This window comes from Candidatus Liberimonas magnetica (assembly GCA_020523885.1).
GTDB classification, from domain to species: domain Bacteria; phylum Elusimicrobiota; class Endomicrobiia; order Endomicrobiales; family JAFGIL01; genus Liberimonas; species Liberimonas magnetica.
The window spans coordinates 99,536-121,536 of the sequence record JAJAPY010000005.1; the positions used below are offsets into that span (position 1 = coordinate 99,536).

General features: G+C 45.1%; 7 protein-coding genes. All 7 read left to right on the forward strand.

Going from position 1 to position 22,001, the window contains the following annotated elements; genetic code table 11:
• The first annotated feature begins 5 nt into the window (after positions 1 to 5).
• The 7 genes from LHV68_05455 to LHV68_05485 all read left to right on the forward strand — a co-directional run bounded on the left by LHV68_05455 (position 6) and on the right by LHV68_05485 (position 21,854).
• Positions 6 to 6,278 (forward strand): carboxypeptidase regulatory-like domain-containing protein, encoded by a 6,273-nt coding sequence (locus tag LHV68_05455; protein ID MCB4791316.1) that lies wholly within the window; start codon positions 6 to 8, stop codon positions 6,276 to 6,278.
• A 105-nt stretch (positions 6,279 to 6,383) separates the two neighbouring features.
• Positions 6,384 to 7,835 carry a FecR domain-containing protein gene (locus LHV68_05460; GenBank protein MCB4791317.1) on the forward strand — a complete coding sequence of 484 codons (1,452 nt, stop codon included), beginning with the start codon at positions 6,384 to 6,386 and terminating at the stop codon, positions 7,833 to 7,835.
• Between the two features lie 37 nt (positions 7,836 to 7,872).
• On the forward strand, positions 7,873 to 8,097 hold the full coding sequence (locus tag LHV68_05465) for a type II toxin-antitoxin system HicB family antitoxin (protein ID MCB4791318.1): 225 nt from the start codon (positions 7,873 to 7,875) through the stop codon (positions 8,095 to 8,097).
• Positions 8,094 to 8,279, forward strand: a complete 186-nt coding sequence (locus LHV68_05470) for a type II toxin-antitoxin system HicA family toxin (GenBank protein ID MCB4791319.1) — start codon at positions 8,094 to 8,096, stop codon at positions 8,277 to 8,279. Before LHV68_05465 ends, LHV68_05470 begins: the two co-directional genes overlap by 4 nt.
• 53 nt (positions 8,280 to 8,332) lie before the next feature.
• The gene (locus tag LHV68_05475; protein ID MCB4791320.1) at positions 8,333 to 9,538 is read left to right on the forward strand and encodes a hypothetical protein; all 1,206 of its coding nucleotides are present in this window, start codon (positions 8,333 to 8,335) and stop codon (positions 9,536 to 9,538) included.
• Positions 9,539 to 9,657: 119 nt separating this feature from the next.
• Complete coding sequence (locus LHV68_05480; protein MCB4791321.1) at positions 9,658 to 10,569, forward strand: PorV/PorQ family protein; 912 nt, start codon at positions 9,658 to 9,660, stop codon at positions 10,567 to 10,569.
• A 410-nt stretch (positions 10,570 to 10,979) separates the two neighbouring features.
• A complete protein-coding gene (locus tag LHV68_05485) occupies positions 10,980 to 21,854 on the forward strand; it encodes an Ig-like domain-containing protein (protein ID MCB4791322.1) in 10,875 nt (3,624 codons plus the stop codon).
• Positions 21,855 to 22,001 lie beyond the last annotated feature (147 nt).

Consider the following 22,001-nt stretch of genomic DNA (forward strand, 5'->3'; position numbering starts at 1 on the left):
GCGGAATGGCTGGTATAAACACGATAGAAGGGCAGGTGAAGTATCCTGAAGGCGTTACAGGAAGCCCTAAAATTATTGTAAAGGCTTATGATATGTATAACCCGGCCAGTGAATACAAAAAGGAAATTTACGGACTTGGATACTATAAAATAGAGAATGTTCCGGATATACAGAACTGCGTAGTTGAAGCCTTTGTTGACTACAACTGGGACTGGATGGCAAACGCAAGTGAACCAAAAGCAAAATCATCTGCATTTTCAATAGCTTCTTCAAGCGGAGTGGGCGGCAAAGTTACCAAAGACCTTGAACTTGCAAAGCAGGAACTTACAAAAACAAGTATAATAACTACTATAAGAATAAGCGTCACGGATGAAAACAACCCGGAAGCATCTTTAAGCGGTGCGGATGTAATTATGTATGATCCCGGAAATTTTGATGATTGGATGCCGGAAAACGATGTTTTCATTTCAAGCAAGACCACAACCGCATGGAAAGGAACAGGCTACAATAAATATAATGTAGAGTTCCCTTCAGTTACGGTCACGGTGTCACCGGACGGCGGGCCGTGGTATAACTACCAGTTCAAGGTTATAAAGAACGGGTATAAGTTTAACAGTATAGGCCAGTCTTTTTCAAGCTGGGATAACAGCCAGGTTAAAAATATGTATATTTCAATGAAGTCAAAACCTGCAGTTACGGTTTCAAATATTGATATAACACCAGCTTCAAAAGAGATAACCCCGGACAATGACGGCAATGACGACAGGGCAAGCTTCAAGTTTAAATACTCGGTTGCCACAACCCAGCCAAGCTGGGACAACGGCGCTCAGGCAAAACTTATCATAGATACAAACAAGGACGGCAAATACGAGCCGATGAACTGGAGCATATTCGTGTATATAGACGGGAAACAGTTTATTAAGTGGAATGCAATAGATCAAAAACCGGATCCAAACATTTTCATTGACTTTATGAACCCGGATTATACTAAACTGAAAGGCCCGATTTCATGGGAAGAACAGGACAAGTATTCAGCCGGCTATGATGCCACTATGGAATGGTGGATAGATTCCTGGAACCTGAAGTTAGACGGCAATTCAATGTCGCAGGATGTTGAAATGGTCTGGGAAGGCAGGGACAACCGCTGGCAGCCGCTTAAAAACAGCACATACAACTGGAAACTTCAGCTTAACGACCAGAGCGCAAGTGAGGCTAAATTTGGCGTGTTGTACAGCACAACCGGTGTTATAAAAATTAAAACGTCGTCTATAAAAGGCTATGTTATGCAACCCGATGGCACAACTCCTATAGAAGGCGCAAAGGTGAATGCAGGCGGCCCTATGGCGTGGGGAGAAACCTATACCGATTCAACAGGGCTTTTTGAAATCGCGGGCCTTAGGGTTTCAGGCACAAACGAGTTTTACTTTTTGTCAGCAGAAGCTAAAGGGTTTACAAGAAAAGAAATGAACAACCTTGTTATACCTGCTTCAGGGACATTGACGCTAACTGACCCGATAAAGCTTGATGCAGGCGTAAAATTGTCTGGCAACTTGATAATACCCAACCCGCCGAAGAAAGGGAGTTTAAGGGACAACATGGGCAACCAGATATTTGACCTGTGGGGAAGGGTAGAAGTATGGCGCACGGACGGCCCGGGCTGGTACAGTGCTGAAGTAAGGGTGCCTCTATCAAGCGGAACTTTATCTCAGCTGTCAGCTCCGTACGATATATACCTTGAACCAGGCAATTTTTCAATGCAGGTTAATCTGCAGGGTTATGTGTCAAAAACCATAGATATTGAAATAAAGAGCGCTGCAAAAACGCAGGATGTTGAGATGACTAAATCAGCTGTGCTTACCGGCGTGATTAAACTGCCTGTAACTACGCTTGCCGAAGTTACTGCTTTGCAGGAAGAAGCCCAGAAAAAAGGATACTGGGGCGGGTTATGGATGAACATACACGGTGAGTCAAAGGACAGGAAGTTCAGCTGCGGTACTGGCATCAGCTTTGACTTCTTTGAACTGCAGAACTCGACTACTTATGCAAAGAACTTTATGATGGACACGCTTATACCCGGTACAACATATACATTTACAGTAGAATCAAACGGCGTGTTTGCCATGAACCAGTTCACGTTAACTATGCCTAAATCAGGCGTAAAAAACGTCGGAACGATTTCTCTTGGTTACGGCGCAAAACTTACAGGAAGCATAGTAATAGGCGATGTTTTGGGAGAGAAGATAGAAGCCGTTAAATACGGAGGCGGGTATACGTCTATGATGGGTACAACCCCTGTTCAGGGTGTTCCTATCTGGCTTGACATACAGAACACAAACACTTACAGCTACCACGGAACAGAAGTAAGGATTTCTTCTTCAGCTGCAGGCACTTATTCATACGAAATAAGGGGCCTTTCAAGCGGGTGGCACGAAATAGACATGCATGGAATACAGGGTGCTGACATAACGCCGTCGCTTGAGTCAAGAAAGGTCTATGTGTCAACAGTTACAAATACCATGTCCAACCCGGCCATAGCTCCAACTATAACTATAAAAAATCCAACCGGTATTTTAAAAGGAGCTATTACCAACTCATCCGGCAAGGATGTTGACTGGACGAAAGTTGCTGTAACAGTAGTAACTTTAGGGAAAGAGGGAGGCAGCCCTACCCCTCTAAACGTTGAGAGCGACGGCACATTTACAGTAAATGAACTGATGACTACCGACTATATAGTTTGGGGAACCGAGTATGATGTAAAACCCGGCGAAGGTGTCGGCATGTTTGGAGTGCCAAGCGGCAAGGTTTCAACTTTCATGAAACTTGTTGCAACGCAGAGCGGCGGCGCTACCACATATCTTACCGCTGATTTAAAACCTGCGTCAACTATATACCTGAGGTTATACAGCGCTTCACCGGCAACGATTACGGATATAATCGCAAAAACTACAACTTATATGGGCAATTCCGACGGCCAGAATTTCGGCATATCTCGCATACAGTCTATAACCCTGAGGAAGCTTGCCGAGCAGATGGAACAGATGGAATCAGGAAGTTCTAAGGAAAAGGTAATAGTTGACGGTGAAGAAATTGATACACATACGAAAGCAAAAGAAATAGCTTTTGAAGGCATCCTTGTTGAAAGCCTTACAACTGCAAATACGGTTGTATTTAAATTAAACGGGCTTGAAAAAGGCATATATTTTGCCTATCCTATGGTAAATTTCAAGATGATTGACTGGAATGAGCAAGGGAATACAGGATCGAATACGGGTCCGAATACAGGACCAACAGTTACTTCAACAACCGGCGGCTCCGACACCATGGGTGGAACGTATAACTATGGCCCGAGGTATAAGGTTGTAGAATATGCCTATGCCAGCTCGCCTATGGACAAATACATAGTCCTGGATGAGAACACCGAAGAATACGCGGATTTTACACTTGGAGACGGGCTCACATTAAACGGTTCCATAACAAGGCCGTCCGGAAACTACACGTCAGCGCAGACAGTGGAAGTAACCCTCAGGAACGCTGTCACAAACGATGCGATTTATACAAAAACCGTTACATACAGCACAACTACAAGGGTAAACACGCAGTCATATACATTTGATAAGGTAGGGGCAGGCAAGTATATCCTGGTTGCAAAATCTGCGGATTATAAGGTATATACAAAATCCGTAGAGGTAACCAAGGTAACCGGAACAGACACCCTTTCTGCTATCAAGCTTACAAAGGGAGCGACACTTACGGGCCAGATAGTTAATGAAGACGGAACCGGGATTTCTGAAGGCGCATATATTCAGTGCGAAGCCTACCCGTATGTGGAAGGCTCATACATGAATTCCGGCATGTCTAACGTTACCATATCAAGCGAAACAGCTACAAGGGGTGTGTTTACATTCCCGAACCTGCCCGGCGGCACCTACCAGGTGAAAGCCTCAATGACAAGCGGCGCGAAGTTAAACCTGGTTGCAAAAGTGAAAGCCGGAATAACTGTGCCTGATTCAGAAACCACGGTTGATGTGGGCTCATTGATACTTAAAAAAGCCACTTCAATAAAAGGAACGGTGAAAAATACAAGCGGCACACCGCTTTCAAACATCCGTGTTCAGGCATACCCGCTTGATTCGCAGAGGAAAGAAAACAACGAGCTTGAGACAAAGACTGATAAAGACGGCGTGTTCATGATAAAAGGCGTGGACTCAAGCATAAAGAACTGGTCAGTTAAAGTAAATGCCAGAGAAGAAGACCCGACAAAGAGGGCAGAGCTTAAAGTAAACTACGGGACAGCCTTAAGGTTCATAGATGTTACAGCAAAGACGGACCTTGGCACGATATCGTTGTCTGCTTCCAATGCTTCGGTGGCTGGAACGGTAAAGACTCCGGACAATTCGCAGATAACGCTGCCTTTCCCTGTAGAGGGAATAAACAATGCGGATTTCCCAGCGGCTCTTGTCATACTTCAGTCGCAGGAAGACCTTGCTACAGGCGACCCGATGAGCGGCACAAAAGTTATTTCTGCTGGTTCCGGGGAGTTTGTAATAGACGGGGTAGTTTCAGGCAACTATACGCTGAAAATATTTGCAAAGAAGTTTGCCACGTATTCAAGCACAGTGACAGTTAAAGCCGGAATAAACGAACTAGGCGACATTATGCTTGCCAAAGGAGCCACGGTTTCAGGCTCGATACGCACGCAGACAGGAAAGAAGGTATCAAAGAGCGATGCAAGCATGGTAGTAGCTGCAACAAGGGATTTCAAGAAAGTTGTCTTCGGTTCGCTTGCAATAAACCCGACAACGCTTGAAGTGGACAACTACGAGATAGTGGGCCTTGAACCGGGAGTAAACTATTTCCTTGTGCTTGTGGCGCCGCAGACAGGAAAGGTGTATGTTGACCTGAAATCAACGGCAGCTGCAACCAATGCAACATATATTAACCACCCGATAGTGTACAAGAAAATACCTCCGATGTTTGAAGCAAAGGCATTTAAGACAACATTGGCAGGCAGTATCTTAAAAGGCGAGATGACTATACAGGGCCAGACTATCAAGTTTAAAGGGATATTCGACGATTACGATGTAGACCTCTCCCAGATAAGCACGACCCAGACCTACGACATCTATTTCATACTCTCGTTTATCTCGCAGCCTGTAATGGAAGAAACAGCAGGCGCGATAGTTTCAACAACGACAGCGTCAACCGGCGTTTATGTGCCTATGAGCCTTGCTGATTCCCGGAAAGCTCTTTCTATTGCCTATATACCTTCAGCCGCAGATATAACGGCCGGGTATTTTGAGTTGAAGTTCAGCGGCCGGAATTCAGAAGGGTTGGTGGGTAATGATACGTACAAGTTCTACATAGGAGAAGACGGAAGGTCAGAGAAAGTCGTAAACCCGATGATAGGCGGAAATATAGCGCTCGGTGAAGGGGACAGCACCGGTATAGACGTACCGTCCGGAGTGGAGTTTGAAGGCTCGGATAACGATATAGCGATATCAAGCGGAGTAAAGGCTCAGGTTATAAAGGTGTTAAGCGAAACCGTTGTGCTTGCAGGCCCGGGTACAAGGTTTGGGCCGAAGAAGTATGCGCCGCAATGTTTCTCCACGAAACTTGCAAACCCAAGCTCGTATCCGACAGGCGGGACGCTTATGAGCAGTATTTACGACCTGCAGGTCAAGCTTGTGTCAGGGCCGCTTGCAACGATAGCGTCAAACAGCTCGGTAGGCGTTAAGATACAGATATCTTCGGCTGCCCTAAATGTTGCGGACCAGAACGACCTTGGGCTGTATCATTATGATACAGGGACATCTAAATGGGTGCCTGAAGCGACCGGCACAAGTGCGGCAGCTAACATAGACTGGAGCAACCTGCTCTTGAGCATGAACGTAAGCCATTTCTCGAAGTTTGCAGTGTTCTATGTGCCTGGATCAGCCCCTGTAGTGGTATCTTCGAGCACGGTTGCAACCGACCTTTCAAATGTGATATTCTATCCTAACCCGTATAAGTCAGGGGTAACAAGTTATGACGGGGCCGATGGGGTTAAAGATAAGATCAACATAAAGAACCTGACAGCAAGGGCAAAGCTGAAGATCTACAATATAGCAGGAGAACTGGTTGGCGATTATGACAAGAACGATGCGACTTCCGGGACTTTGCAGTGGGATATGATGAACAAAGACGATAAGAAACTGGCAAGCGGGGTGTACATATATTACATTACAAATCCCGATAACAGTGCTCACAAAGCTGTCGGCAAATTTGCTATAATAAAATAAAGAAAACAGCGGATAGCGTTTAGCGTAGAGCGGATAGGAAAGTCAATGACTTTAACTATACGCTAAACGCTATGCGCTCTACGCTAAAAATTATGGGAGGGTTTTATGAAAAAGTTAGCTATGCTGGTGTTGTCGATGTTTTTGTGCACCGCGGTGCTTGAGGCTGCAAAACCCATCAAAGCGGTCATCTCAAAAACTAGGGGCGAGGTTTTGGTAAAAATTGACGACAATTCTGCCTGGAAAAAGGGTTATGAGTCTATGCCGTTAGATGAAAATGCAACCCTTAAAACTAATTGGTGGGGAAATGTAACCCTTACCTTGAACGACGGCAGCAAGATAAGCGTAAAAGGGAACTCCCAGATAAAACTAAATAACCTTGGCGACAGCGACCGCACGGTTGAGCAGCAGAAAGGCAAATCCATTTTCAAGATAAATAAAATGTGGGGAGGCAAGAAGTTCCAGTGCAAAACACCGGTTGCCGTATGTTCTGTCCGCGGCACAGAGTTCGGTGTTGAAGTTGGCGACGACAACTCATCCACCTTTAAGGTGTACAGCGGGCTTGTGGATGTGATGGGTGGAAAAGACACGATAACCTTAAACCCGAATGAGAAGATAGATGTCAAAGAAAATATCCCGATGGGTGCGCCTACAGCTTTCTCTGCAAGCGACAACAAAGAAAAAGGCGAGATTGTAAAATCGGCTATAGCCCAGAACGCGGGCCTTGAAGTCTCTGCAGACATGACAAAGGAAGCGATACAGAAAGCTGCTGCGGACGAAATGCGGCTTGCCGAGTACCAGCAGGGCAAAACCATAGTTGACGCCTTCGGACAGCGTGTAAGGATTCAGGAATACATAGTAAGGACCGCTGTTGACCAGTATAAGCTTGTGGTCTTAAATGAAAGAAATGCAAGATACGATTATTTTACCAACAAACAGACATTTAATACCACTCTTCCTACGGATTTATCGGTTGCAAACAAAGCCTGGAGAGAATGGAATGACGGTGCAAAAACAACCACTCCTTCGTATTACCTGACAGCTAACGAATCAGCGGCATCAAATACCAAGGATATCGTGACTTGGGGTTACACCGGCGGCCATACAACCGGGGCAACCGGTTCAGGAGCTCATTTTTATAACGGCTATTATTTCAAAATAAACGGAAATTCTAAGATAGCCTATAACCCTACGACCGCAGGCGGTACTGCAAACTCAACAAGCGATATTACCTGGTCAGTAGTCGGCACGAATATGGCCCACAGCGCGTTCCTTACCTGGTGGGATGCAAATATTGTTATAGACACTCCTTCCGGAGCAGACAAAATGCATACAAGCATGGATGTTGCAAATTTCGGGAACGGCACTTCTTATAAAGAACAATATTATACGATTACAGACCTTGGCAAGATAGCTTCTTCTTCAGATTATTCAAAGAACGGGGCCTATGCCTATAACCAGGAAATGGTATTATCAGGAAGCGAGTTCACCGGAACAGACGGAAAAATAGATATCTGCGTGGAACCCAAGATATTTCGTGACGCCGGCCTGATAAAATAAACCGTATTCCACCTCGGAGGTGGAACTGGGTAAAATTATGGATAAAAAGTATTCGGCTATTTACGAGAAAAGAGGGAAATGGTATATTGGCTATATAAAAGAATTAGCCGGAGTAAATAGCCAGGGGAAAACCCTTAAAGAAGTTAAAAGGAATTTAAAGGAAGCTTTAAATTTAGTTTTAGACGCAAAAGAAAAGTTGTCTTATGATGACAAAATGCCAGATAAGGTATTTAGAGAATCCATTTTTACCATTGGTAAATGAAAAGGAAAGAGCTGGTTTACTATTTACGGATACATAGTTGCGTACTTTTGAGAGAAGGGAAAAGGCATAGTGTATTTGTAAATTTAAATAATGACAAAGTTTCAACGGTTCCAAGGCACAAAGAGATAAATGATTTTTTGGCAAAAAAGATATGCAGGGATTTAGAAATAAAAGAATTATAAATAAATTTTGCAATTTGATTTTTTCATTTTGCAATAAATTTACGGAGGTAGGAATGAAAAGGTTTTTGAGCATTTTAGCAGCGCTGTGTTTGTTGGTTGGTTCAAGTTACGCGGTTGATGTGGCGCCGGTACTTAACGCGTCTTTGTCCGGCGGGCAGAACACTTTTAAGGGAGATACCAGCAGTTTCAGCGGGAACCTTAACTTAAACATTATCCCGGCGCTGAAATACTCTGACAAGTTTTCGCTTATCCCGATGTATAACCTTGAATACAGGGAAATAAAGCAGGTAAAAGAGCTTGCCGACGGGAACATCCTGTTCCAGAAAGGCTTAAGCCATAACATAGCGATAAAACCTATATGGAGCCTTAAGGGAGACATGAAACTGAGGCTTCGTGCAGGCTATATGATACAGCAGTTAAAGGAAGCAGCAAGCGAAGATTTGTCAAGCGGAGCTTTTAACTACAGCAAGATTACCGCAGGGGCAGAAATAGCAAACGGCGACTCATACAGCGTCGGTATTAATATGTACAGCATCGCATACCCCAACTACGGCGACCTGGTGGCTAAAAACCCGGCTTTTTCCGTTGTCGCGACAAGCGCTCCAGTGCTCGGCAACAACATCCTTGATTTTACAGCGTACGAACTTCTTACTACCAAAAAATTAAATCTCAGCAATTCAGTAATCCTTGACGCCACCCTGGACTATACGATAAAACAGTTCGGCGACCAGAAAACCGCTTCAGATATAAGCACGGTTTCAGGCACAAAGAGAAGCGATAATGCGCTTTTAATAAACCTGTTCCCGTCCATGGCCATAGTGCCCACAGGGCCCACCACAATGTTCGGCGGATTGAGCCTTAACTATGTAAATTATACTTCAAACCAGAATTATGCAGACCCTAAAGGCCCGAAGTTTACGTCCAACTACTATAATTACGGCGAAATAAAAATAGCCCCTATAATAAACCTGGCATTTAATAAAATACCTTTAAAAGTCGGGATAACCTATGAAATGGCCATGAGGAACTATTCCGACAGGCTCACCCAGGACGTTAACGGCAATTATACCGCAGACAAGATGTATATAAACACAACGTATTTAATGGTAACTGCATCTTATCCTGTGCTTGAGAATTTGAACATATTTTTAACTCCGAGCATGCTTACAAGCACGTCAAATATGAAATATGAAAGCGTTTACCAGTATAATTACGATGCATCGAGCATCTTTGCAGGCGTAAATTATTCTTTTGAATAAAAAAGACAGCGTAGAGCGTACAGCGTAGAGCGGATAGTAGAGTCAAAACAAGCTATGATTTTGATTTTTTCTATACGCTAAACGCTATCCGCTATCCGCTAGTTAATGGAGGTAGTAAAATGGTTAGAAAATTTATGTTGTTGATGTTGTCTTTATGTCTTTGTGCAAACCTGGGTTTTAGTGCAAGCCAGGGAACTTCAGGAGCTCAGTTTTTAAAGATTACATCCGCTCCAAGGCCTTCCGGTATGGGCGGTGCATTTACGGCGGTAAGCGGGGATATTAACAGCATAGCTTTTAACCCTGCTGGCCTGGCTTCTCTTGAAAAGAAGGATGCTATCCTTGTGCAGAATAACTGGCTCCAGGATATAACGAACCAGTTCGTGGCATTCGGCCTGCCTATTAAGGATTTCGGGACGCTTGGAATTGCGGTTAATATGCTGACTATTAAAGATATAAAAAAGTATGACAATACCGCAACAGCCCAGGGCACCTACGGCGCTAACGATATGGCTATTACACTCGGCTATGCGAAAGCTGTCAGCGAAAAACTAAGCCTGGGTTTAAATGCCAAGTCCATAAGCTCAAAAATAGACGATCAGACCGCTTCGGCAATGGCAGCAGACGTAGGAACGCTTTATAAAGCGTCTTCAAAGCTTGATTTGGCCCTTGCAGCCCAGAACATAGGCTCAAGCATGAAGTTTATAGCCGAAGGTGACCCGCTTCCTCTTACGATCAAGCTTGGCGGAGCGTATAAACCGTCTGAAAAACTGGTGTTGGCTTTAGATATAAATTCGCCTAACGACAGCGACCTTTATTTTGCCGTAGGCGGAGAATATTCTATATCTGCGGGCGAAAAACTTGTATTTCCTGTAAGAGTCGGCTACCGTACAGGCATGCAGACAGGCGGCCTTTCCGGCCTAGGTACAGGGCTTGGGATAATGTATAACAGTGTTTTTGGAGTGGACCTTGCGTGGAACCCGGGCGGCGACCTTGGCGATGCCATGAAGTTCGGTTTAAGGTTCTGCTTCTAACATAAAAAATAAGCAATTAATATATTAGCAATTTTCTAACCATTAAAATCAGCAGAACTTATTTGGAGGTTCTGCTGATTTTCTTTTATCCCGCAGTTTTAAAAACCACATGTATGCACGTGGGGTTTCGTGAATAGTTTCATTCCTGTCATTGTATGACATTTCCGTAAAAAACGGAAGCCATTTTTTGGGGCATTTGCCCCGCTTTTGTGACTAAAATCACCTTTTTGCCAGTTCCGACACAAATTTAGCTGGTATTTCAATAATTTTGTAGTTTTTTCTATATAATCATTGACTATTATATCGTTATCAGTTATATAAGTATTGTCTGCAAACTACGTTAATTATTCAAAAGACATAGATTGATCGTTTAAATCTTAAAAAAATGCAGTATTTTAAATGGAGGGGTTATGTTTAGAAAATTTTTATTTGTTCTAACATTATGTGCGCTTGGGTTTATGATTACACCAGGGGCTTTTGCCGCAGGGCACATTGATGGTTACCTTTCCTATAATGGTTCAGCTGTAGGAAACTGGATAGTATGGCTTTCAACAAGCGATGGCTCAGGCGGCGGCGCTGTGCCCAGGTCAAGGGGGACAAGCGGTGATTTCTGTATACAAGTCCTAACCCCAGGCACGACCTGGTATCAGTTTAATTTTGTCGGCACTATTTTTGATAATTATTATGTTCACGCAATGATAGATGACCCTGCGAAAGCCCATGATTACTCTTCCGGAAGTTTTCCAGGCTGGGCTACGACTATAGTAGCATGCAAAGACCCCGGCGAACCAACCGGCAAAACAAGCGGGACGTACTATACAGGGAATGACTATGGAGTAAGCTATGGAGGCAACCCGGTATATGTCGCTATCGTTGACCCTGAAGCCCCTAACGTGCCGCCAACGACAGGGCTTACAGCTCCAGCTTCCGGCGCGTCATTGAATGGAGACAGCGCTTCCAGCGCTATAACGATAACAGGGACTGCCTCAGACACCGACGGCTCAATAGCGAAAGTAAATTTTTATGTACAACAGAGCTGGTCGCCGAACTTTATTCTCATCTCTTCCGGTATATATAGCACAGGGGTTTATATAAATTATAATAATAATCAATATTGGAAGATATACAACGACAACAATGTAGCAAGCGATGCCGGCGCAAAACTGTATATGACTGCGCAAGACGACGACGGCGCTATCAGCACCTCTACCCCGAGAGCAATAAAAATATTAAAACAGAACACGCCAAAAACTATAACCATAGTAAAACCTAATCAATGGGCGGCGGTTACAGGCAATGTAATGATTAACGCAACGATACAAGGCGCGGGTAGAGCGGATGAAACATCGGATTTTAGGGTATATATAAGCACGATACCAGGCTATCTAGGTGTTAACTCGATTGCCGGCACGGCAAACGATAGTGTCACTTACTCTACTTTTACCTGGAACTCTATGGGACTTCAAACAGGGACAACCGCGTACATCCGGGTAAAAACCCATTTGGATGCAAGCGGTACCCTCTACTATTATTCAAATATAACCACCGTGACCGTCAACCATGCAAACCAGAACCCGACTTGCGGGCTTGTGCTTCCTGGTTCTAATTTATACGGTATGGCTGTGATAAGCGGTACAGCAAATGATTTTGAGATGCAGCTGAAAAACTGGATTTTTTATGTTGACGGGAGTTTGACGGCACAGGGCAACCTAAATCCGGGCGAAAATTGGCCGTACCCGGGGTTTTCTATAACTTTTAATACGGATAATTTAACCAACGGAAGCCATAACTTAAAGTTTGTCGTGTATGATCAGATAAACAGTTCAGGTACTTATAACATAAGTAAAACTGTCAACAATACGACTCCAAAAGTTTTTATAATAACTCCGTCAAGCGGAGCCGCTGTTTCGGGTATTGTGACCATATCAGGAACTGCCCAGGACAGGAACGGAGGTTCTTTGCAATCCGCTGAACTGTATCTGACCTCTTCAGGAGGCAGTTATATTGCTTCAAAAACCATGTCGGGAAACTCTTTTCAGTTTATATGGTATTCAACAGGAACGGCAAATAACACTAACAAGCCTATCAGGGTGCGTGTTTATGACAACGAAGGGGGCGGGTTCGGCGAAAAACTCATTTATGTCAATCTTTACAATGCCCCTAATAATGTGCCTGTTGTAACCATATCAACTCCTATCGCAGGAGGGCATGTTGTTAATCCTATGATAGTTAAAGGCACTGCGGTAGACAGCGACAGCAATATCACAAGCATTGAGTTCCGGGTAGGCGACTCTTTACTTCAAACTATATACATGTCCACAAAGACCGTTGTTTTTAACGAAAGTATAAATATAGCAACAATACAGGCAGGCAACCGTGTACTTTACGTCCGGGCATATCAACAAGGAGGCGGGTACGGGGTAGCTAGTCAGGGTATTAATGTACCTCTTGTCAGTACAGCGCCAGCTGCCTGCGGAATAGTTTATCCTACAAACGGATTAAATATTACGGGGCCTGTAACCATAATGGGAACGGCTACCGGTGAGACGTCCTATTCTGGAGTTAAGGTATATGTAAGCAACTATTCTAATTTTTCTTCATCAACGGTTTTCTATATGTCTTCCCAGGGAAGCGGGGCTTATGCTAGTGTGGCTCAATGGTCGCCTACGGGAAACGGCACCAGATACTTTAAGATGATATCCAATACAGGAATTGAATCGCCGGTTGTATCGGTACTGGCAAACGGCGGGCCTTCGGCAAAGATCACTTATCCTACAAACGATACCATAATTAGCGGCCTTATAACGATAAGCGGGACAGCGGCTGCGGACACTATTTATAGCGTGCAGCTAAAAATAGCTGATAACAACCTGTTTACCAGCGGGCTTGTTACTAAGACTATGACGTTTTCAGGCGGGTTTTATACAACTAACTGGACTCCGACTACAAGCGGTTTTAAATACATGAAGATGCTGGCAAGCATAAGCGGCACATCAACGCAGGTAGAGTCTCCTGTTGTAAACCCGACAGTAAATTTTAGCGGAACAGTCGGGCCTACGGCAAAGATAGTTTATCCAGCTATAGACCAGGTTATAACCGCGGCGACTACTATAAGCGGCACAGCATACGGCGGAACTGTCAGCGGCACGCCGCAGGTGATAGTCGGAGCTGACTCAAGCTTTACACAGAACAGCGGCTGGATGAACATGCAGGTTTCAAGCGGATGTTATTTCTGGAACTGGCCTGCACTTGAAAATGGGGTAAGGTATATTAAAATGAAGGCGACTATAAACGGGACATTTGTTGAATCCAGCATGACTAATGTAACCGTGAACAATGGCAGCGGAGTAACTCCGCCGACAAGTTCGATTACATATCCGTTTAACAATACTACAATACTCGGCCTGGTAACTGTCTCAGGCACTTGTACGGGCACTAATGTTGATTTTATAAGGCTGTTGGTAAGCAATAATTTTAACGGCAATTATCCTGTAGAAATAGTGCCGAACGAGGCGATACAGGCAACAAACAACTCGACCCTCTATACGTTCAACTGGACTCCTACCGGAGACGGGCCCAGGTACCTGAGGATGAGGGTGCGTTCAAACGGGACTGATTTCCAGTCTGCGCTCCCGGCCCAGGTTACCGTAAGCGGAAGCGGTACAATGACTGACGGGAACAAGATAGAAGGCAATATTTATTATAACGTATTCCCGAAAATATCCGGCATTTTCCGTTTGATAATATCTACTTCGTCGAATATTAATGACAGGGGCGCATACAAGAAAAACGAGCCGAGATATGACTGGGCATCGCCTTACACATATTTTTATCATTATACAGTTACAGATGTATCGCCGGCAGGTTACTATTATATCCATGCTTTAATGGATTGTGACAGCGACGGAATATATGATGCCGGCACAGAGCCTCATGCTTCAGCTGATTCCAGTGTACAGGTTACCAACACGCTTAAAGGTGTGAAGGATTTATACATAGAAAACCCTCCTGCAGTCTCATATGTTAAGATTCATGAACCAAAAGCAGGGACAAGTGTTTTCGGCCAGGTAAATGTTAACATCGAGGCATTTAAAACAGGCGATACAATAAACAAAGTTGAGTTTTATGTTGACGGAACAAAGGTGCCATACAGCGATATTTACAACACCTGGGTCTATGACCCGTTCTGGGCGAACTGGCAGTGGAACACATCACAATTAACCGCAGGGACTCATGTCGTAAGCTGTAAAGCAACCACGTACACACAGGGAAGTATAATCATCAGTTCGGTTAGCGTGAATGTAAGCGCAACGCTGTTAAAGAAACTGAGCGGAAATGTAATGTACAACGGCAACAACCCGGGTAATGTTAGAATTGAAGCATTTATGGGCACTACTAAAGACAATAAAGGCCCTGTTGTTGCAAACGCAAGTATCCCGGGCCCGCAATATTTCAGTTTGACCGTGCCCACAACAGGGTCCTATTACCTGCAGGCTTTTAAGGATGTAAACGACAACGGCTCATACGATACAGGCGAGCCGGTTTCTACTTACAGCGGCCCCTGGGTGTTGGCAGGAAGCTTGAATGAAAAGGGAGGAATAATCCTTGATTTATTTGACACTACTTCGGGCGGTATATCTAAGATAGAAGGGAACATAAACTATCCGGGGTTCCGCGCTTCAAAAGACCTTCATATCGTGCTTTCTACAGGCGCAGGGCTTGGCCAGCAGGGGTATGATTTTGTAAGAGAGATCATGCTCTGGGACCCGCCTTTCCCGGCCTGGTATTCATTCTCGAACCTTCCGGCTGACAACTATTATATAACGGCTTATATGGAGAAAAACGGCATAGCGGGCTATCAACAGGGAGAACCGGTGGGCGGTTACGGGATGACAGTTTCAACAATGCCTCCGGTTGTTATAGCTCTGGTTGACCAGGAACAGAAGTACCTGGACAATTTCAATATCATGAATCCGGGATACAATGTTGATTCCACAGGCCAGGTTTATAAAGCTCCTGTCCCCGGCACAGGCGGGACAACCGGTCCTATCGGCGGGGTTCCTGCCCCTGCGCAGTCAATAAACTCTGTTTACGGGCATATAAAGTCGTCCGAGACTATAAGCACCAACGCAAAGGTTATTGTAAGAGTGTACGACGAATTTAACCCCGGGCAGAATTATCAGAGAGAGGTTTTTGGGCTTGGTTTTTACAAGATAGAGAATATTCCCGATATTTCAAACTGCAGGGTAGAAGCTTTTGTTGATTATAACTTTAACTTTAACGCTGATGCCACGGAACCGAAAGCGAAACTGGAGAGCTTTTCTTTAATGGCGGCCAGCGGGACAGCGGCTTCTGTTGAAAAGAACCTTTTCCTTGCAGTTGGGAAAGTGGAAAAAAGCGCAATGACCGTTACAATAAGGGGCAAGATACAGAAAAACAATGGTGAGCCTTTGGGCGATGCGACAGTCCGCATGTACGATACGGGCGGGTTTGACGATTTTATGATGGAAAATGATGTTTTAAAATCAACAAAAACAACCAACTCATCCTGGTCGCGCGACAGCCAGAACAACACCTACAACGTTGAGCTTACGTCCGTAACCGTTTATAAGTCCATAGACCCTCTGTCCGGGCCTTTCTACTGGTACGAATTTAAAGTCAGCGCAAGCGGGTATAAGGTAGCAATGCAGAGAGAAAACTTTTCCGGCACAAGCGGCCAGGTAAAATATATCAATATAACTGTGGAGACAAAACCGACAATTACCTGCAGCAGCCTCATTATTACTCCGGCATCCAAAGAAATATCTCCGGACAATGACGGGACAGATGACAGGGCAACGTTTAAATTCAAATACTCGGTGGCGACATCTATAAAGAACTGGGAAAACGGGGCACAGGCAAAACTTATAATAGATACGGACAATAACGGGCAGTATAGCCCCATGAACTGGGGTATTTTTGTAAATATCGACGGCAAAGAGTTTATTAAGTGGGACTCTGCTGCAGGCAGGCCTGATCCTTCCATATTTATTGATTTCATGGACCCGGATTATGATAAATTGAAAGGGCCTGTTACCTGGGAAGAAAAAGACAAGTACTCGTCAGGTTTTGACTCTACCATGGACTGGTGGATAGACTCCTGGAGTTTAAAACCCGAAGGCGATGCTTTAACGGCTAACGTTGAAATGGTGTGGGAAGGAAGGGACAACCGCTGGCAGCCGCTTAAAAACGGCACATATAAATGGAAACTGGTTCTTGACGACCCCGGTCAGTTCGATGAAACAGACGGGGTAATATTCAGCACTACCGGCACGATAACAATTAAAGGAGCTTCGATTAAAGGCCAGGTAAAAGCAAAGGACGCCAATGGCAATTTAATACCTGTTGAAGGAGCCAAAGTTAATGCCGGCGGGCCTAATGCCTGGGGAGAGGTATTTACTTCTTCTGCAGGAGTGTTTGAAGTATCAGGCTTGAGAGTATCCGGGCCTAACGAATACTATTACTTATCGGTAGATGCCAAAGGATATGTAAGGCAGGAGTTTATGAACCTTCAGATACTTGCATCCGGCACTCTTGATATTAAGGACCCGGTAATACTTGAGTCAGGGGTTAAGGTTTCAGGAAATTTAACTATTCCAAACCCGCCCAAAAAAGGTACGTTAAGGGATAATATGGGCAATCAGATATTTGACCTATGGGGCAGGATCGAGGCCTGGAGAACGGACGGCCCTGGCTGGTACAGCGCTGAAGTAAGAATCCCATTGTCTACAGCTACGCTGGCACAGATAACAGCGCCTTACGAATTATACCTTGAGCCCGGCAACTTCAATATGCAGGTAACTGTTCCGGGTTATGTGTCACAAACCATTGATGTGGCTATGGGCAATTCCGTAAAAACACAGGATATTTCGCTTAGTAAATCAGCTGTCCTTGCAGGCCAGATAAAACTTCCTGTGGGAACAAGTGCAGAACTTGCCGCGTTACAGGAAGAAGCGCAGAAGAAAGGGTTCTGGAACAGCATCTGGGTAAATATTCACGGCGAATCAAAAGATAAGAAAAGCAATGTAAATAACGGAGTAAACTTTGCGTTCTTTGAACTGCAAAACTCAACTACCTATGCAAAAGAGTTCAGGATAGATACGCTGATTCCAGGGACTACCTATACATTTACGGTAGATACAATGGGCATGTTTGCCATGCAGCAGTTCAGTGTTGTCATGCCTAAAACAGGCGGGAAAAATGTTGGCAATATTATCCTCAGTTACGGAGCAAAGATGAAAGGGAAGGTAATAGTAGCCGATGCCCTGGGCAACAGGATAGAATCAGCTAATTTTGGCGGGTATATGTCGATGATAGGGACAACAACGCCCAAAGGTGTCCCGATATACCTGGATATAAGGAACACCCAGACTTACAGCTACCATCATATGGAAGTTTTTATATCCTCTACAGCTGCCGGAACGTATGATTATGAAATCAGGGGCTTATCGAGCGGCTGGCACGAGATAGAAATAAACGGGCTTGGCGGCGTTGATATAGTGCCCGCGATAGAGTCAAGAAAGGTCTTTGTTTCGACCGGCACCAGCAAAAATCCCGAGGGAAACACTGTTACAGCTGCGTCTTGCCCGGACATTACTTTGAAAAAACCGTCCGGGATCTTAAGAGGAGCGATTACTAACTCCACAGGCAGGAACATTGACTGGTCAAAAGTGGCTGTGTCTGTTTCTAACATGGGAGGAGACGGCGGAGAGGCTTCTGACATAGTAGGAGTAGAAAATGACGGGACATTTACGATAAATAACCTGATTACAACGGATATGGTTATTTTTGGCACCGAGTATGACGTAAAACCCGGTGAAGCAGGCTCAAAAGGCGGCCAGTTCGGCAGCCCGTCAGGCCGGGCATCTACGTTTTTAAAAACAATAAAAACCCAGAGCGGCGGGACCACAACGTATTTTACAGCTGAACTGAAACCTGCTTCAACGATATATGTAAGGATAAATGCTTCGACGGATACCATTAAGTATATAATCGCTAAAACAACCGGTTATATCTATACCGGAAGCGGTTCAGTTCCTCATATAACGCGCATTCAGCCTTTAACCTTAAGAAAACTGGGTGAAGAGCTGGAAAGATCGTATTATGGCGGCAAAGAAATTGCAGACGACATAGATCAGAGGAAAGGGCCCGGCGCAAAGGAAGTTGCTTTCACAGGAGAATATGTCCCGGGGCTTAGCTCAGACACCACGGCTGTTTTTAAACTTTGCGGGCTTGAAAAAGGCATATATTTCGCCTATCCGCTTGTAAACTATAAAATGTATATAGGCGCAACAGGAGTTAACGGCCAGAGGCCGCCGCTTCTGGAATACAAATACGCGAGCTTTCCCCTGGATAAATATATTGTTTTAGGTGAAAACGAAGAAAAATACGCGGATTTTGTTTTAGGAAGCGGAGTAACCTTAAACGGTTCTATAACAAGGCCGTCCGGTAACTATGCTTCTGCACAAACCATCGATCTCAGCTTAAGAAACCCGTCTTCCAACGATAAGGTTTACTCAAAGACGGTAACGTTTTCCACCTCTACAAGGGTAAACACGCAGTCGTTTGCCTTTGAAAAGGTATCTGCGGGCAAATACATACTGGTGGTAAAGTCCGCGGACTACAAGATATACACGAAATCAATCGAGATAACAAATGTCGGAGGCAGTGAGGCCCTGGCCGCGATAAAACTTGCCAAAGGAGCAACCCTTACCGGCAGGATAGTAAACGAAGACGGAACGGGAATTTCTGACGGCGTGTTTGTGAGCTGTGAGGCTTATCCCTATGTTGAAGGCTCCTACATGGACTCCAACATGGCAAACGTTACTGTGTCAAGCGATACGGCAACGCGCGGAGTCTTTACGTTCCCGAACCTGCCCGGCGGCACATACCTGGCCAAAGCGTCTTTAAACTCCAGCGCCAGGACCAACCTTGTTGCGAAAATAAAAGCCGGTATAACCGTGCCTGACTCAGAAACGGTTCTTGACGCGGGATCGCTTATACTTAAGAAAGCAACGTCAATAAAAGGCATAGTAAAAGAATCAAACGGCAAGCCGCTGGCCAACATGAGAGTTCAGGCATACCCGGTTGATTCCCAGAGAAAAGAAAATAACGAGCTGGAAACAAAAACCGACAAGGACGGCGTGTTCGTAGTAAAAGGCGTTGACCCTGCCATAAAGAACTGGGCTGTAAAGATAAACGTAAGGGAAGACGATACCACGAAAAAAGCGGAAAGCTCGGTTAACTACGGGACAGCTTTGAGGTTTGTAGATGTGGCGGCGAAGAACGACCTGGGCACTGTTACGCTTTCAGTGGCAAACGCGCTTCTTACAGGAACGGTAAAAACGCCGGACAATTCCCAGCTTACCCTTCCGTTCCCTGTTGAAGGTATAAACGATGCTGATTACCCTGCAGCGCTGGTTATTTTGCAGTCTCAGGATGACCTGGCGACAGGCGACCCGATGAGCGGCGCAAAAGTTATTTCCACGGGTTCAGGCGAGTTTGCCCTGGACGGACTGGTAGCGGGCAGATACAACTTAAAGGTATTTGCCAAGAAGTTTGCGACCTATACAAGCACTATCACAATTAAAAGCGGAGAAAACAAAACCGGGGATATCGTTCTTGCGCAGGGCGCTTCCGTTTCAGGTTCTATCCGCACGCAGGCGGGAAAGAAGATATCCAGGAGCGATGCAAGCATAGTAGTAGCCGCAACAAGGGATTTCAAGAAGGTTGTTTTCGGCTCATTGGCTGTTAACCCGACAACGCTTGAAGTGGACAGCTACGAGATAGTGGGCCTTGAGCCCGGGGTAAATTATTTCCTTGTTCTTGTGGCTCCGCAGACAGGCAAGGTATATGTTGACCTCAAATCTACCGCGGCCGCCACCAGCACAACGTACATAAACCACCCGATACTGTATAAGAAAATATCGCCTACGTTTGAGGCAAAGGCCTTTAAGACAACGCTTGCAGGAAGTATCCTGAAAGGCGAAATGAATATACAAGGACAGACAATAATTTTTAAAGGTCTTTTTGATGATTACGATGTAGATATGTCCGCGATAGATATCAATCAGGTATATAATGTGTACCTTATTCTGTCATTTATCTCGCAGCCTGTTATGGAAGACGATGTAAGGGCTATCGTGTCTACAACTACGGCGTCAAGCGGCGTTTTTGTTCCTATGAGCCTCGCTGATTCCAGGAAAGCCTTGTCCATAGCCTATATCCCTTCAGCTGCTGATATAACAAGAGGGTATTTTGAACTGCAGTTTAGCGGCCGCAATTCAGAAGGGCTCGTGGGAAGCGACAATTACAAGTTTTATGTAGGCGAAGACGGCCGGAGCGAGAAGGTAGTTAACCCGATGGTAGGCGGAAACATAGCGCTGGGTGAGGGAGACGGTACCGGTATAGACATACAGTCCGGTGTGGAGTTTGAAGGCTCAGATAACGACATAGCGATATCAAGCGGAGTAAAGATGCAGGTTATCAAAGTGCAGAACGAAACCGTAGTGCTTGCCGGGCCCGGGACAAGGTTTGCTCCGAAAAGGTATGCACCGCAGTGTTTTTCGACAAAACTGCCTGCCCCGAGCTCGTATCCGGCAGACGGAACGCTTATGAGCAGCATCTACGATCTGCAGGTAAAATTAGTCTCAGGGCCGCTTGCAACGATAGCGTCTAACAGCTCGGTAGGAATAAAAGTGCAGATATCGTCAGCGGCACTTAGCATACCCCTGGACAAACAGGACGATTTAGGACTCTTCCACTATGATACAGGAACAACCAAATGGGTAAAAGAAATAACAGGGCCTCTTGGTTCGCTCGTGGACTGGGGCAACCTGCTCTTAAGCGTGAACGTGAACCACTTCTCAAAGTTTGCCGTGTTCTATGTGCCGAGCGCCCCGGTTATAGTTCCGTCTACAGGAACGACCGTAGCCGCCGACCTTTCAAACGTGATAGTTTACCCCAACCCGTATAAGTACGGTGTGACAAATTACGACGGAGCCGACAGCGTCAAGGACAAGATAAACATCAAGAACCTGACAGCCCGGGCAAAGATAAAGCTCTACAACATAGCCGGCGAGCTTGTAAACGATTATGAAAAAGACGATGCGACCTCCGGCACGTTGCAATGGGACATGAAAAATAAGGACGGTAACAAGCTTGCAAGCGGTGTTTATATCTATTACATAACAAACCCGGATAACAGCACACACAAAGCTGTCGGTAAGTTTTCGATAATTAAATAAAACAGCCTACAGCGTATAGCGTTTAGGAAAGGCAGGGTCTATAACTATCCGTTGAACGCTATTAGCACGTTCGTTTTCACGTTCGTTTTCACGTTTGATAAATAGATGAGTTTTTTATATAATAAAAAAGAAATGGAAAATTCTAAA

Coding starts and splice junctions, on each gene's coding strand:
- LHV68_05455 (MCB4791316.1), top strand. CDS start 6: ATGGCTGGTATAAACACGATAGAAGGGCAGGTGAAGTATCCTGAAGGC.
- LHV68_05460 (MCB4791317.1), top strand. CDS start 6,384: ATGAAAAAGTTAGCTATGCTGGTGTTGTCGATGTTTTTGTGCACCGCG.
- LHV68_05465 (MCB4791318.1), top strand. CDS start 7,873: ATGGATAAAAAGTATTCGGCTATTTACGAGAAAAGAGGGAAATGGTAT.
- LHV68_05470 (MCB4791319.1), top strand. CDS start 8,094: ATGAAAAGGAAAGAGCTGGTTTACTATTTACGGATACATAGTTGCGTA.
- LHV68_05475 (MCB4791320.1), top strand. CDS start 8,333: ATGAAAAGGTTTTTGAGCATTTTAGCAGCGCTGTGTTTGTTGGTTGGT.
- LHV68_05480 (MCB4791321.1), top strand. CDS start 9,658: ATGGTTAGAAAATTTATGTTGTTGATGTTGTCTTTATGTCTTTGTGCA.
- LHV68_05485 (MCB4791322.1), top strand. CDS start 10,980: ATGTTTAGAAAATTTTTATTTGTTCTAACATTATGTGCGCTTGGGTTT.